Source organism: Halomonas cerina, from assembly GCF_014192215.1.
In the GTDB taxonomy this organism is placed as follows: domain Bacteria; phylum Pseudomonadota; class Gammaproteobacteria; order Pseudomonadales; family Halomonadaceae; genus Halomonas; species Halomonas cerina.
The window spans coordinates 15,460-28,495 of record NZ_JACHXP010000028.1; the positions used below are offsets into that span (position 1 = coordinate 15,460).

16 protein-coding genes, 6 tRNA genes and 1 pseudogene are annotated in these 13,036 nt (G+C 64.2%); 6 read left to right on the forward strand and 17 right to left on the reverse strand.

The features are described from left to right. Positions 1-81: 81 nt before the first annotated feature. Positions 82-225 (forward strand): annotated as a pseudogene (locus FHR94_RS18295) (transposase); the annotation flags it as partial. Positions 226-257: 32 nt separating this feature from the next. Here FHR94_RS18295 and FHR94_RS18300 read toward each other — a convergent pair. From FHR94_RS18300 to FHR94_RS18350, 12 genes are all read right to left on the reverse strand, one after another. After that, the gene (locus FHR94_RS18300) at positions 258-1,136 is read right to left on the reverse strand and encodes a hypothetical protein (RefSeq protein ID WP_183327999.1); all 879 of its coding nucleotides are present in this window, start codon (positions 1,134-1,136) and stop codon (positions 258-260) included. A gap of 60 nt (positions 1,137-1,196) precedes the next feature. Continuing rightward, positions 1,197-1,613 (reverse strand): DUF4113 domain-containing protein, encoded by a 417-nt coding sequence (locus FHR94_RS20005; protein ID WP_343064689.1) that lies wholly within the window; start codon positions 1,611-1,613, stop codon positions 1,197-1,199. Further along, on the reverse strand, positions 1,613-2,278 hold the full coding sequence (locus tag FHR94_RS20010; protein ID WP_343064690.1) for a Y-family DNA polymerase: 666 nt from the start codon (positions 2,276-2,278) through the stop codon (positions 1,613-1,615). The genes FHR94_RS20005 and FHR94_RS20010 overlap by 1 nt, the downstream gene beginning before the upstream one ends. After that, positions 2,275-2,733 carry a LexA family protein gene (locus tag FHR94_RS18310; protein WP_183328001.1) on the reverse strand — a complete coding sequence of 153 codons (459 nt, stop codon included), beginning with the start codon at positions 2,731-2,733 and terminating at the stop codon, positions 2,275-2,277. Before FHR94_RS18310 ends, FHR94_RS20010 begins: the two co-directional genes overlap by 4 nt. A gap of 131 nt (positions 2,734-2,864) precedes the next feature. After that, positions 2,865-3,068, reverse strand: a complete 204-nt coding sequence (locus tag FHR94_RS18315) for a ComEA family DNA-binding protein (protein ID WP_183328003.1) — start codon at positions 3,066-3,068, stop codon at positions 2,865-2,867. Positions 3,069-3,321: 253 nt separating this feature from the next. Beyond that, a tRNA-Ser gene (locus tag FHR94_RS18320) sits at positions 3,322-3,409 on the reverse strand. 120 nt (positions 3,410-3,529) lie between these two features. Continuing rightward, positions 3,530-4,033: a YiiD C-terminal domain-containing protein gene (locus FHR94_RS18325; RefSeq protein ID WP_183328005.1), complete on the reverse strand. Its 504-nt coding sequence runs from the start codon at positions 4,031-4,033 to the stop codon at positions 3,530-3,532. Positions 4,034-4,035: 2 nt separating this feature from the next. Beyond that, entirely contained in the window at positions 4,036-4,596 is a 561-nt protein-coding gene (locus tag FHR94_RS18330; protein ID WP_183328007.1) for a nitroreductase family protein, read from the reverse strand. Between the two features lie 63 nt (positions 4,597-4,659). Then, the gene (queF, locus tag FHR94_RS18335) at positions 4,660-5,496 is read right to left on the reverse strand and encodes an NADPH-dependent 7-cyano-7-deazaguanine reductase QueF (RefSeq protein WP_183328009.1); all 837 of its coding nucleotides are present in this window, start codon (positions 5,494-5,496) and stop codon (positions 4,660-4,662) included. Between the two features lie 3 nt (positions 5,497-5,499). Continuing rightward, positions 5,500-6,273 carry an ABC transporter permease gene (locus tag FHR94_RS18340; protein WP_183328011.1) on the reverse strand — a complete coding sequence of 258 codons (774 nt, stop codon included), beginning with the start codon at positions 6,271-6,273 and terminating at the stop codon, positions 5,500-5,502. Next, positions 6,270-7,226 (reverse strand): ABC transporter ATP-binding protein, encoded by a 957-nt coding sequence (locus FHR94_RS18345; RefSeq protein ID WP_183328014.1) that lies wholly within the window; start codon positions 7,224-7,226, stop codon positions 6,270-6,272. The genes FHR94_RS18340 and FHR94_RS18345 overlap by 4 nt, the downstream gene beginning before the upstream one ends. A 70-nt stretch (positions 7,227-7,296) precedes the next feature. Further along, entirely contained in the window at positions 7,297-7,728 is a 432-nt protein-coding gene (locus tag FHR94_RS18350) for a MarR family transcriptional regulator (RefSeq protein WP_183328016.1), read from the reverse strand. 86 nt (positions 7,729-7,814) lie between these two features. On the opposite strand from FHR94_RS18350, the gene FHR94_RS18355 reads away from it, so the two are divergent. Then, positions 7,815-8,381 carry a YIP1 family protein gene (locus FHR94_RS18355; RefSeq protein ID WP_183328018.1) on the forward strand — a complete coding sequence of 189 codons (567 nt, stop codon included), beginning with the start codon at positions 7,815-7,817 and terminating at the stop codon, positions 8,379-8,381. A 75-nt stretch (positions 8,382-8,456) separates the two neighbouring features. Here the strand turns inward: FHR94_RS18355 and FHR94_RS18360 are convergent. The 5 genes from FHR94_RS18360 to FHR94_RS18380 all read right to left on the reverse strand — a co-directional run bounded on the left by FHR94_RS18360 (position 8,457) and on the right by FHR94_RS18380 (position 9,007). After that, a tRNA-Glu gene (locus tag FHR94_RS18360) sits at positions 8,457-8,532 on the reverse strand. 16 nt (positions 8,533-8,548) lie between these two features. Continuing rightward, positions 8,549-8,623 (reverse strand) — tRNA-Gly (locus tag FHR94_RS18365). 25 nt (positions 8,624-8,648) lie between these two features. Then, positions 8,649-8,724 (reverse strand) — tRNA-Glu (locus FHR94_RS18370). 108 nt (positions 8,725-8,832) lie between these two features. Further along, positions 8,833-8,907: transfer RNA gene (locus FHR94_RS18375), tRNA-Gly, on the reverse strand. Between the two features lie 24 nt (positions 8,908-8,931). Then, positions 8,932-9,007, reverse strand: a tRNA-Glu gene (locus FHR94_RS18380). 166 nt (positions 9,008-9,173) lie between these two features. On the opposite strand from FHR94_RS18380, the gene msrB reads away from it, so the two are divergent. The 4 genes from msrB (at position 9,174) to htpX (ending at position 12,936) form a co-directional block, all read left to right on the forward strand. Further along, on the forward strand, positions 9,174-9,575 hold the full coding sequence (gene msrB, locus FHR94_RS18385; RefSeq protein ID WP_183328020.1) for a peptide-methionine (R)-S-oxide reductase MsrB: 402 nt from the start codon (positions 9,174-9,176) through the stop codon (positions 9,573-9,575). An 82-nt stretch (positions 9,576-9,657) separates the two neighbouring features. Continuing rightward, entirely contained in the window at positions 9,658-10,611 is a 954-nt protein-coding gene (gene ylqF, locus FHR94_RS18390; protein ID WP_183328022.1) for a ribosome biogenesis GTPase YlqF, read from the forward strand. Between the two features lie 86 nt (positions 10,612-10,697). Next, a complete protein-coding gene (locus tag FHR94_RS18395) occupies positions 10,698-11,927 on the forward strand; it encodes a pyridoxal phosphate-dependent aminotransferase (RefSeq protein ID WP_183328024.1) in 1,230 nt (409 codons plus the stop codon). Positions 11,928-12,036: 109 nt separating this feature from the next. Then, on the forward strand, positions 12,037-12,936 hold the full coding sequence (gene htpX / locus FHR94_RS18400; protein WP_183328026.1) for a protease HtpX: 900 nt from the start codon (positions 12,037-12,039) through the stop codon (positions 12,934-12,936). The last annotated feature ends 100 nt before the right edge of the window (positions 12,937-13,036 follow it).

The window sequence follows — 13,036 nt, forward strand, 5'->3', positions numbered from 1 at the left end:
GTGCCGACCGTCTAATCCAGTACAGGAAAGCGGTTGGGAGGACAGGTCATGGGCTTGATCAGCCAAGACGACGGATGACGCATGCCGGACGAGCTCTGGGCGCAGATCGAACCGTTGTTGCCACCGGGCAAGCCGCACCCGCTGGGCTGCCACCGGCCTCGGGTCCCGAACCGGTCGGCCATGGATGCCATCCTGTTTGTGTTGCGTACGGGCCCCCACTGTCAAGCGTCGGACTCCATCGCTCTTGTTATACGGCCTTAAAGAAGCCCACCTAACGAAGTCAAACCTTTGAAAAGACTCCCCAGAGCAGAGACGACCATATCGAATGACATCTTTTCAACGGCGAGGCTCGCGCTAGAAAACTCTCTATCGATGAAGAGTTCGTCCAAGGCGAGCTGACCATCATCATTATAGTCAGAACCATCTATGATGGACTTGGCAACAAAAGGAGCAATCATGCTAGCTAAACCGACTTTCCCAAAAAGATCATCGTTAGAAATATAACCTGAGCCCTTTACCGTGCCTATATACGCCAATATTCTAATTAACCTTGATAATTCCGCCTGGGACAGAACTCCGTTCCCTGATACGTCTATATAGCTCCATAATTTTTCTATACATTGCTCCTTACCCGAGCCGCATGCAGTGTCGTTCAAGTCAGTCAAAAACCGGAAGAAAGACAATCCTTCGGCATGCATAAATCCAACCGATGAATTAGCAGCATCGCATCGCCTATAAGACCCAACTTCCCACGCTTCAGGTGGCTGTTCAGGCAGTATTGAAATGTCCGGTGCTTCCTCCTTCTCTAAACGGTCTGATTCGGAGTATCTAAGATCACCGCCTTCCAACCAGCTATAGAAAAACGTTATCTTGGAGTCTTCGACCCTTTCCAAGACGTACTTTCCTCTTCGCTGCATATCAGTTGATATAACTAGTGCGACTCCGTTCTCAAAAATAATGTAACGCATGCCATTGACAAGATAGAATTCGTACTCAGGATTCTCGCAACCACCTTTCGCATAGAATCCATTTACAAGCGAGACCCTCTCTCCAGCGACTGCATTGCTACTAATCAAAAGCAGCACTACAAGGCTCGCGATACTTGGTGCTAAATGATCTTTTACATCGAATGACATACTTCCTCCTATACGTCGGTTTCACTTTTCTATACTACGGTCGTCAACCATCATTTTCTCTCATGAAGTCACCCTGACCAGCTCATCCCACCACGTCGTATACCTCGGTGAACTTCTCTCACAGCGTAGCGCCCAGGCGTTGCCACGGCGAGGCAGGCCGAGGCGCACGGTGTCGCGGCCCAGCTCGCGGTTGAGCCTATCGACAGCGGCCATCAGCCGCTGGCTGCGCCGCCGCTCGGCCTCGCTCTGCGGCGTCTCGTCCAGGGAGAGGTGACGGTGGGCGTCGTTGGTGAGGTCGAGCAGCATCACGCCAGCTTTCTGGTAGCGGTAGCCCTGGAGGAAGATCGCCTCGAGGCCGCGGGCGGCGGCCTGGGCGATCTCGCGGGTGTCGTCGGAGGGCCGTGCCAAGGGCACCAACACGCTGTTGCGGTACTGGGGCTGGTCGAGCTGAAAGCGGTTGGTACGCACGAACACCATCACGGCGCTGCTGACGCTGCCCTGGCGGCGTGCTGACGCACGGCCTCGCGCAGATCAATGAGCTCGTAGGTCTGTCGGCCGAAGGAGCGCGACACCATGATCTGCTGCCTGGGCGCGCTCATGTCGTCCAGCGTGATGGCGGGATAGCCGCGCAGCTCCCAGACGATGCGCTCCATCACCACCGAGAAGGCACGGCGGATCCGCTTGGGATCGGCCTCGCGCAGCTGCCAGACGGTGTCGATGCCCATCAGCGCCAGGCCCACCGAGACCGGGATGCCGGTCCACCGGCGGACAGTCTGCCTGAGCCGGTGACCGCGTGCCTCCAGTGTCACTGGATCGAAGCCCTGGAAACCCACGAAGCTCTCGTCGATGGAGTAGAGCTCGACGTGGGGCGAGAACTCGGCGAGCGTCTGGATCACCCGCTTGCTCATGTCGCCGTACAGCGCGTAGTTGCTGGACAGCAGCACGGCCCGGCGGCGGATGGCCGGCGACAGCAGGTGCAGGGCGGCGCCCATCTCGACGCCCAGGGCCTTGAGCTCGTTGCTGCGTGCGATCACACAGCCGTCGTTGTTGGAGAGCACGCCGACCGGACGCCCCTCCAGCCGCGGATCGAACACCCGCTCGCAGCTGACATAGAAGTTGTTGCAGTCGACCAGGGCGATCATGCCGGCGCGCCCGGCAGCGCATGGACGACGTGGGTGACCACGCCCCACACATGGGCCTCGCGACCCTCCAGCGGGATCGACCGGTAGTGCGGGTTGGCCGCGGCGAGATAGAACCGCTGCCCCACCCGTTCGAGGCGCTTCACCGTGAGCTCGCCGTCCAGGGCGACGATCACCACTCGGCCCGGCAGCGCCTCCAGGCTGCGGTCCACCACCAGCAGGTCGCCGTGGTGGACGCCCTCCCCCTGCATGGAGTCGCCCTCGGCGCGGACGAAGAAGGTCGCCGCCGGCCGCTTGACCACATGAGCGTGCAGGTCGATGTCGGCGTCCAGATGGTCGTCGGCGGGGCTGGGGAAGCCCGCCCGCACGCGGCTACTGAACAGCGGCTGATGATGGCGGGCAGTGACGGTCTCGGCACGGCCGAGCGGCGTGGCGGTGGTCTGCGGCAGGATCGACATGGGGGCTCCCTCGTATACTGTATAAATATCAGTATCGAGGGCGCATCGCCGACCTGCAAGGCCAAACACCGCATCGCCCCGGCCGACACCGGGACGAGAGGACTCGAAGCCTCATCCACCCCGGGCTCGCATCACCGGCACAGCAGGCCACTTTCCTGGATGTCCTCGAAGCGTCCGCTACCGATGCCACCAATCCTGGTCAGCTCATCCGGCGACGCCCAGGGACGCCCCCGCACGATGTCCTCCGCTCGCGCCGGCCCGACATGCGGCAGCTCATCCAGCCGCTCGACCGAGGCGCTGTTGAGATCGATGCAGTCCCGGGCCTGGCTGGCCATGGTCGCCCCCTCCGCCTTGACCGGCTCGAGACGGGCGCCGTTGATGCCGATGTAGACCGGGGCATGGTCGGAGATGCGATCGCGAACTCCCGTTTGATCTATGACCTACAGATCTGGGAACAGAGGGAAAGCTGTCCAGCAGTGTCCAATGCATGCCTGTAGAAGCCAAGAACAAAGTATGGGCTGAAGTATGGGCTGGAGGGATTTAGAAAAAGAAAAAGCCGCTGAAATCAGCGGCTTAATCAGAATTCTGTGGCGGAGGGGGAGGGATTCGAACCCTCGAGGCCTTGCGACCTACACACTTTCCAGGCGTGCTCCTTCGACCACTCGGACACCCCTCCGCATTGTGGCTCTCTCGCCAGGCGCTTGGCCTTTCGCTCGAGAACGGCGCCCTTCTTTCTCTCCAGGACGGCGCGTATGCTAACGGCTTAAGTGCGCGAATGCAAGCCGGTTTTCCCGATTCAGCCGGCCGGCAGCACGGCGTAGTCGCCACGGGCCTCCAGGCACAGCGTCTCGCCGCACCAAAGCCGCTGGACCAGGGCGATGCGGCCCTTGCCGCGGCTGGCCAGCCGTTCGGTCAGGCCCGCCACTCCATCGTCGTGCTCAGGCAAACACTCCAGGCGATAGTCGCCGGTCACCGGGGCCAGGAAGCGCTGGGTCGCCTGGGCTACCACCACGTCCCGGGCATAGCCGTGACGGCGCAGCCACAGCGTCGTCCAGCACCAGCCCAGCAGGGTGGTCTGGGCGGCAATCGCCCCGCCGAAGCCGGTGCCCTTATCGTTGAGGCTGGGAGCGAGCGCCAGCTGCCAGGCGAGGCGGTCGCCGTCGCGGGTCATCTCGCGAATGCCCAGGTGCTCGACCAGGGGAATCGCCTCGCCCAGCCAGGCGAGGAACTCGCCCATATCGTCCTCGCCGCCGCCAGGGGGCAGCGACAGCCGAGGATGGGGAATGCCGATTTCGCGCATGCTCAGTCCCAGCGCTCCACGAAGTCGTCGATCTCATGCTCGGGCAGCGGCCGGTGGCGCCCCCCCGGCTGGCCCAGGTAGAGGAAGGCGACCACCTCATCATGTTCGCCAAGCTTCAGGCCCTTGCGCACCGTGGGGTCGAAGGCGTACTTGCCGCTGCGCCACATGGCCCCAAGGCCCAGGGCATGGGCGGCGAGCAGAATACCGTGCGCGGCGCAGCCGGCCGAGATTACCTGCTCGATCTTCGGGACCTTGGGCACATCCGGCGTCACCTTGGCGATCACGGCGATGATCATCGGCGCCCGCAGCGGTTTCTTGCGGGCGGCATCCAGGGCCGCGTCACCCACGTGCGGATCCTCGCGAAACTCCGCCTCGGCGAACAGTTCACCCAGCCGCGTGAGTCCCTCCCCGGAGAACTCGATGAAGCGCCAGGGCCGCAACTCCTGATGGTCCGGCGCACGCAGCGCCGCCCGGTACAGGGCCCGGCGTTGCTCGGGGGTGGGGGGTGGGCCCATCAGCTTGCCCATGGAACTGCGTTCATGCAGCAGCGTCAGCGCATCCATCGAGTGCCTCCCTTGACGGCCATCAGACGAGAACCTTTCTCGGCACTTTACCAGTTGGTCGCCCTACTGTCGTGCCAGCCGCAGCGACTCGGGCGGGCGTTCGCCGGGCGTCGCGCGCCAGGGGCTGATATCAAGCCCACCGCGGCGCACATAGCGGGCCAGCACCAGCAGCCGCTCGGGTCGGGCCCGGGTCATCAGGTCCATGTAGATGTGTTCCACGCAGTGCTCATGGAAGTCCTGGTGCTGACGGTAGCCGATCAGGTAGCGCAAGAGCCCCTCGCGATCGAGCCGGGGGCCCCGGTAGCGAATCAGCACACTCCCCCAGTCGGGCTGGCCGGTCACCGGGCAGTTGGACTTGAGCAGATGCGAGGTGAGCGTCTCCTCGACGATCTCGTCGCCGACCCGCAGGTGCTCGGCGCTGGGCGAGTAGTCACTGACCTCGATATCCAGGTCGTCGAGGCAGGTGCCCGGCAGGCGACGCGGCATGAGCGCCTCGTCCTCCACGCCGAACAGTTCCACCGAGACCGGTGCCCCGGCGGTGGCCGCCAGGTCGCGTTCGAGGGTCTCGACCACTTGGGCACGACTCGCGAAGCGGGCCTGATTAAGGCTGTTGAGGTAGAGCTTCCAGGACTTGGACTCGATCAGGTCGGGCGAGTCCGCCGGCAACCGGAAGCGGGCCACGGCCACCAACGGCTTGCCGCGCGCATTGAGCCAGGAGAGCTCGAAGGCATGCCACTCGTCCTCGCCGACGAAGGGCAGCGCGCCCTCCTCGATGCCCAGCGGTCGCCGATTAGCGGCGCGCGGAATGGGGTGGAGCAACCCGGCATCGTAGTGCTCCGGATAGGCGGACACACGCCCCAGCGGGGCGTGCGCGAGGGTCTCGGGGCGAGGGTGTGACATGGTTTAACTCCTGATGCCCTTGCCGTTCTCCAGCATCCACAGGGCGACGGCGAATAGCGCGATGATGAAGGCGAAGATGGCGGCCAGGGCCCAGCCGACCGGAATGTCCGACACGCCGAGGAAACCGTAGCGGAAGACATTGACCATGTAGAGGATGGGGTTGAGCATCGAGGCGCCCTGCCAGAAGGCCGGCAGCAGCGCAATCGAGTAGAAGACTCCGCCCAGATAGGTCAGCGGCGTGAGCACGAAGGTCGGCACGATGGAGATATCGTCGAACTTCTTGCCCAGCAGCGCGTTGATAAAGCCCCCGGTGGCGAACAGCGCCGCGGTCAGCACCACCACCAGCAGGGTCAGCAGGGGGTGCGCCACGTCGATGCGGGTGAAGAACAGCGAAACCCCGGTGACGATCACGCCCACACCCAGGCCGCGGGCCATGCCGCCCAACACGAAGCCGGCCAGGATCACCCAGTTGGGCATCGGCGAGACCATCATCTCCTCCACGCTGCGCTGGAACTTATTGGAGAAGAAACTGGAGGCCACGTTGGAGTAGCTGTTGGTGATCACCGCCATCATGATCAGCCCGGGGACGATGAAGTCCATGTAGCGGTAGCCATCCATCTCGCCGATGCGCGAGCCGATCAGGTTGCCGAAGATGATGAAGTACATGGCCATGGTGATCGACGGCGGCAGCAGCGTCTGCGGCCAGATCCGCGTGAAGCGCTTGATCTCCTTGACCACCAGGGTCCACAGCGCGATGGCGATCTGTGTCGGGTTCATGCGCGCGCCTCCTCGTTCCGATCGATCGCGCGCTGGCCGCCTTCCACCATGGACACGAACATTTCCTCGAGCCGATTGGCACGATTGCGCATCGACATCACCTGGATGCCCTGTGCCGAGAGCGCCTCGAAGACTGCGTTGAGTCGCTGCCCGCGATGCACCACCACCGCCAGCTGCGCCTCGTCGACCCGGCTGACCTCGAAGCCTTCGACCTCGGGGGCCACCGCGACGGGGTGGGCCAGGTCGAGCAGGAAGGTCTCGGTATCGAGCTCGGCGAGCAGGTCGCGCACGCTGGTATTCCGGATGATCTCACCGTGATTGATGATCCCCACATGACGACACAGGCTCTCGGCTTCCTCCAGGTAGTGCGTGGTGAGGATGATGGTGGTGCCCTCCTCGCGATTGATCCGCCGCATGTACTCCCACATGCTGCGTCGCAGTTCGATGTCCACGCCGGCGGTAGGCTCATCGAGGATCAGCAGCCGCGGCCGGTGCATCAGCGCCCGGGCGATCATCAGCCGGCGCTTCATGCCGCCGGAGAGCATCCGGGCGCTGCCGTTGCGCTTGTCCCATAGGCTCAGGTCACGCAGCAGCTGCTCGGCCCGAGGCAGTGCCTCGCGGCGCGACATGCCGTAGTAGCCGGCCTGGGCCAGCACGATGTCGATGACCTTCTCGAACTGGTTGAAGTTGAATTCCTGGGGCACCACGCCGAGGTGGTACTTGGCGCGGGCGAAGTCGGTATCGATATCGATACCGAAGATCGAGACCTGGCCGGCGGTCTTCTGTACCAGCGAGCAGACCACCCCCAGGGTGGTCGACTTGCCCGCCCCATTGGGGCCCAGCAGGGCATAGAAATCCCCTTCCTGAACATCGAGGTCGATGCCCTTGAGGGCCTGGAAGCCGTTGCCGTAGACCTTGGTCAGGCCCCGGATGGAGAGTGCCGGTTCGGCCATGCGCAATCCCGTGGAAGAAAGGAGGTGAATCAGCGAAGAACCCTAGGACATGGGGGTGACACCGAAAACTTCAAGGCGACATCCCCCAGCCTGGCAGCGATAATTCCTCTCGCAGGTGGAGCAGTTCCGGCTGGTGCCGGGCGGCGATGCGCGCGGCCAGCCGGGCCCCTCGCGCCAGCAGGTGCACCTCCATGCGCCGCCGGTCGTCGCGGCCGCGGCGGCGCTCCACCAGCCCGGCGGCCTCGCAGCGCTGCACCAGAGCCACGGTGCCGTGATGCTTGGCCTGCAGCCGCTCGGCCAGTTCCCCTACCGTGGCCCACTCCCGCCCCTCAAACCCCTTGAGGTGCAACAGCAGCTGATATTGCAACGGGGTCAGGCCATGCTCGCGGCATATATTCTCGCTGAGTCGCAGGAAGCAGCGCAGTCGGTAGCGGAAGTGGGACAGGCGCTCGAAGTCCTGCTTGCTCAGGGACTCGGGGCACGGATCGCGGGGGCGGGACATGGCGGGCTCCTTGACAGCGGGGGACACGACGGCTAATTAATATCATAACATGATACAAAGTACCGAACCTGCCAACGAGGTACGCCATGAACGCCATCACTGTCTTCCGCCTGCCCTTCTCACGCACCGCGGGCTGGAAGGAACTCCAGCGGCGGCGGATATCGATCCCGGCCCTGGCCTGGCTGGTGGTCTTACCGATGTCGCTGCTTCCGCCGCTGATGCTCTACTATGCCGGTACCCACTACGGTGACGACTTCGTCGCTGGCTTCGCCGAACGCCCCTGGCGCTTCATCACCACCATCCTGTTCCTGGCCGAGCTGCTGACCTTCTTCGTCATGGGCTGGCTGATCCACGCGGTGGTCAATGCCCACGACGAGATGTCGATCGACTATCACGACGCCTACTTGCTGGCCGCCATGGCTCCGCTGCCGCTGTGGAGCGCCTCGCTGGTGCTGTTCGTCCCCAGCCTGCTGCTCAATGCGCTGGCCGTGCTGGTGGCGCTGGGCATCTCGTGCAGCCTGATCTATCACGGCCTGCAGGGACTGTGTCAACGCGGCGAGCATGACATGGTCGCCCAGTCCGCGACCTATACCATCATGGCGGCCGGCGTGCTGGCCTGGGGCCTGCTGATGGGCGTGGTCTGGGCGTACTAGGAGAGAGACAGGAGAGAGAGAGACGAGATTCGTAGAGAGAGACGAGATTCGTTCGGACTGGCAAGGCGAGCGATGTGGCGTCCCATAGGGGGTTCGAACCCCTGTTCCCGCCGTGAAAGGGCGGTGTCCTAGGCCACTAGACGAATGGGACGCAATGTCCAGAATTCTGGAGCGGGAAACGAGATTCGAACTCGCGACCCTCGCCTTGGCAAGGCGATGCTCTACCACTGAGCTATTCCCGCTTGTCTCGTACTGTCGGCCGGTGAGTGGCGTCCCATAGGGGGTTCGAACCCCTGTTCCCGCCGTGAAAGGGCGGTGTCCTGGACCACTAGACGAATGGGACGCAATGACTCTTTCACCTGGAGCGGGAAACGAGATTCGATCGGACCGGCGTACCGGCTCGCGACCCGCGCAGACCCTTGACTCCTAACCAACCTACCCGAAGGAAGGTTGGAGCGGGAAACGAGATTCGAACTCGCGACCCTCGCCTTGGCAAGGCGATGCTCTACCACTGAGCTATTCCCGCACTCCGGCACCTGGATGAGTCGAGTGGCGTCCCATAGGGGGTTCGAACCCCTGTTCCCGCCGTGAAAGGGCGGTGTCCTGGACCACTAGACGAATGGGACGCATGTCTCGGCTCGTCGAGGTGGCGCGTATGTTACTGAGCCCTCTCAGGGCTGTCAAGCCTGCTCGGGACGCGTATTCGCCGGGTCACGAAAAGGCTGGAAAAGTGGCACCGGTTCGGTGTCAGAATGGGATGGCAAGCCCTGACGACGGAGAGGAGTAGAGGCCATGCGCCGGAAGATCGAGAAGAGTGACAGCGAGTGGCGGAAGCAGCTGACCCCGGAGCAGTACCGGGTCACCCGGGAGCAGGGCACCGAGCCCCCCTTCTCGGGTGACTACCGGGTCACCGACGAACACGGCATCTACCACTGCGTGTGCTGCCATGCCCCGCTGTTCGAGAACGAGCACAAGTTCGACGCCGGCTGCGGCTGGCCCAGTTTCGACCGGCCCTTCACCCGTAACAGCGTGGAGGAGCATCCCGACACCTCCCATAGCATGCAGCGTACCGAGGTGACCTGTGCCCGCTGTAATGCCCACCTCGGTCATGTCTTTCCGGATGGCCCGGCCGAGACCACCGGGCTGCGCTACTGCATCAACTCGGTGGCCGTGGAGTTCCACGCCGGCGAGTAAGCGACTGCCCCTGTACCTGCCCTGAGACGGCCGACCATCTGCTATGATGATCGGCCGTTTCATGGCAAGCAGGAGAGGCCCGATGCTCGGCTGGTACCCGGGACACATGAACAAGGCGCGCCGGCAGATCCTCGAGGCGCTACCGGAGATCGACGTGGTGATCGAGGTGCTCGACGCCCGCCTGCCCTACTCCAGCGCCAACCCCATGCTGGCCGAGTTGGCCCGGCACAAGCCGGTGCTCAAGGTCCTCTCGCGAGCGGACCTCGCCGACCCCGAGCGCACCCGCGAGTGGGTCGCTCACTTCGACGCCCTGGCCGACATCCGGGCCCTGGCCGTGACCACCACCCGCACCCGGGAGCTCAAGCGCATTCCCAAGCTGTGCCACGAGTTGGCCGGGGCGGTGCGCGCCGACCGGGACGTGCGGGTGATGGTCATGGGCATTCCCAATGTGGGCAAGTCGACCCTGATCAACGGCCTGGCCGGCAAGGCGATCGCCAAGACCGGCAACGAGCCGGCGGTGACCAAGCGCCAGCAGAAGGTACGCATCGGCGGCCGGGTGGCGCTGACCGACACGCCCGGCGTCTTGTGGCCGAAGATCGAGGACCAGGCCAGCGCCTATCGCCTGGCCGCCAGCGGGGCCATCCGCGATACCGCCATCGACTATGTAGACATCGCCGTGGTGACCGCCGCGGAACTGGCCCGTCGCTACCCCGAGGCCCTCACGGCACGCTACCGACTAAAGGCGCTACCGGCCTATGTCCCCCACCCCGATGCCGACCGCATCGAGGCCGACGGCCCGGCACGCATCGACCTGTTGGCGCTGGCCGGTTTCGATGGCCACGCGATCCTCGCCGAGATCGCCGGCAAGCGAGGCGGGCTGCGTCCCGGCGGCGAGGTCGATCTACACCGGGGTGCCGAGGTACTGCTTCACGAGTTGCGCGACGGCAAGCTCGGCCGGCTAACCCTGGAGACCCCTGCCGATATCCCCTCCGCGGCGGAGGCCGATGCCGAGACACCGCACGATGCGGGCGCCTAGTCGCCTCCCTCTAGACATCTACTGCTTCTTAACTTCTGCCTCCCCTGCCCCAAGAGGCCCAAGGACATCACTGGATCTCAGCGCCCATGGATACTCCCCCGATCAGGAAATCGCACAAGCTCGATAACGTCTGCTACGACATCCGCGGCCCGGTGCTCGACCACGCCAAGCGGCTGGAAGAGGAAGGCCAGCGTATCCTCAAACTCAACATCGGCAATCCCGCCCCCTTCGGCTTCGAGGCGCCGGAAGAGATCCTCCAGGACGTGATGCGCAACCTGCCCACGGCCCAGGGCTACTGCGACTCCAAGGGGCTCTACTCGGCGCGCAAGGCGATCATGCAGGAGTGCCAGCGCAAGGAGATTCCGGGCGTCGGCATCGAGGACATCTACATCGGCAACGGGGTCTCGGAGCTGATCGTGATGGCCATGCAGGCGCTGCTCAACGACGGTGACGAGGTGCTGATCCCGGCGCCGGACTACCCGCTATGGACCGCCGCCGCCAACCTTTCCGGCGGCCGACCGGTGCACTACCTGTGCGACGAGCAGGCCGACTGGGCTCCGGACCTGGCCGACATCCGCGAGAAGATCACCGGCCATACCCGGGCCATCGTGATCATCAATCCCAACAACCCCACCGGGGCCGTCTATCCGCCCGCGGTGGTCCGCGAGCTGCTCGAGATCGCCCGCCAGCACGACCTGGTGGTGTTCTCCGACGAGATCTACGACAAGATCCTCTACGACGGCACCGAACATGTGGCTACCGGGGCGCTGGCCGCCGAGGACCAGCTGGTGGTGACCATGAACGGACTCTCCAAGAGCTATCGCTGCGCCGGTTTCCGCAGTGGCTGGATGACCTTCTCGGGCAATATCGCCAAGCAGCGTGCCGAGGACTTCCTGCAGGGCATCAACATGCTGGCCTCGATGCGCCTGTGCGCCAACGTACCGGCCCAGCATGCCATCCAGACCGCGCTCGGCGGCTACCAGTCGATCAACGACCTGATCCTGCCTGGGGGGCGGCTGCTGGCCCAGCGTGATATCACCTACGAGCGACTCAATGCCATTCCCGGGGTCTCCTGCGTCAAGGCCAAGGGGGCGCTCTACGCCTTCCCGAGACTCGACCCCAAGGTCTTCAACATCCGCGATGACCAGCAGCTGGTCCTCGACCTGCTGCTGCAGGAGAAGATCCTGCTGGTCCAGGGCACCGCCTTCAACTGGCCGGACCCCGATCACGTGCGCATCGTCACCCTGCCCTGGGCCGACCAGCTCGAGGATGCCCTGGATCGCTTCGCGCGCTTCCTGTCACGCTATCGCCAATAGGTGATATTACGCTTGAAACTCGTGTCAAAAGGCCGTATCTAAGCATCTGCTTCTTCTCGCCGCGTCTGCCGGGCGCGGACACGACAACCCTGACGGGAGACCTTCGGCAATGATGAGAATCCTGCTGTTCCTGGGCACCAACCTGGCGGTGATCGTGGTGGCCAGCATCACCCTTCGCCTGCTCGGGTTGGAGGGCTACCTGACCGAGCAGGGCATGAACTTCAATGCCCTGCTGATCTTCTGCTTCGTCTTCGGCATGGCCGGCTCGCTGATCTCGCTGTTCATCTCCAAGTGGATGGCCAAGAAGACCACCGGCACCGTGGTCATCGAGCAGCCCTCCAACAGTACCGAGCAATGGCTGCTCGATACCGTGGGCGAGCTCGCCCGCGAGGCCGGTATCGAGATGCCCGAGGTAGGGATCTTCCCGGCCCAGCAGTCCAATGCCTTCGCCACCGGCTGGAACAAGGACGCTGCCCTGGTGGCGGTCTCTGCCGGCCTGCTCAACCGTATGCGCCCCGAGGAGATCCGCGCCGTCCTGGCCCACGAGATCGGCCACGTGGCCAACGGCGACATGGTCACCCTGGCGCTGATCCAGGGGGTGCTCAACACCTTCGTGATGTTCTTCGCCCGGGTGGTGGCCCAACTGGTCGACAGTTTCCTGCGCCGTGACGAGGGTGGAGGACTGGGCTTCTTCGGCTATTTCGCGGTAGTGATCGTCGCCGAGATCGTCTTCGGTCTGATCGCCTCGGCCATCGTCGCCTGGTTCTCGCGTTTCCGCGAGTACCGCGCCGATTCGGCCGGCGCCAAGCTCGCCGGCAGCGGGGCCATGATCAACGCCCTGGCCCGGCTCAAGGCCGAGACCCAGATGCCCGACGAGATGCCGGATACCCTGACGGCCTTCGCCATCACCACCGGCCAGACCCGCAAGCTGATGGAGCGCCTCTTCGCCAGTCACCCGCCACTGGACGATCGCATCCGCGCCCTGAAGGAAGCGGCCTACAGGCAGTAAACGTCGGCTGCGGGCTGCGGGCTGCGGGCTGCGGGCTGCGGGCTGCGGGCTGCGGGCTGCGGGCTGCGGGCTGCGGGCTGCGGGCTGCGGGCTGCGGGCT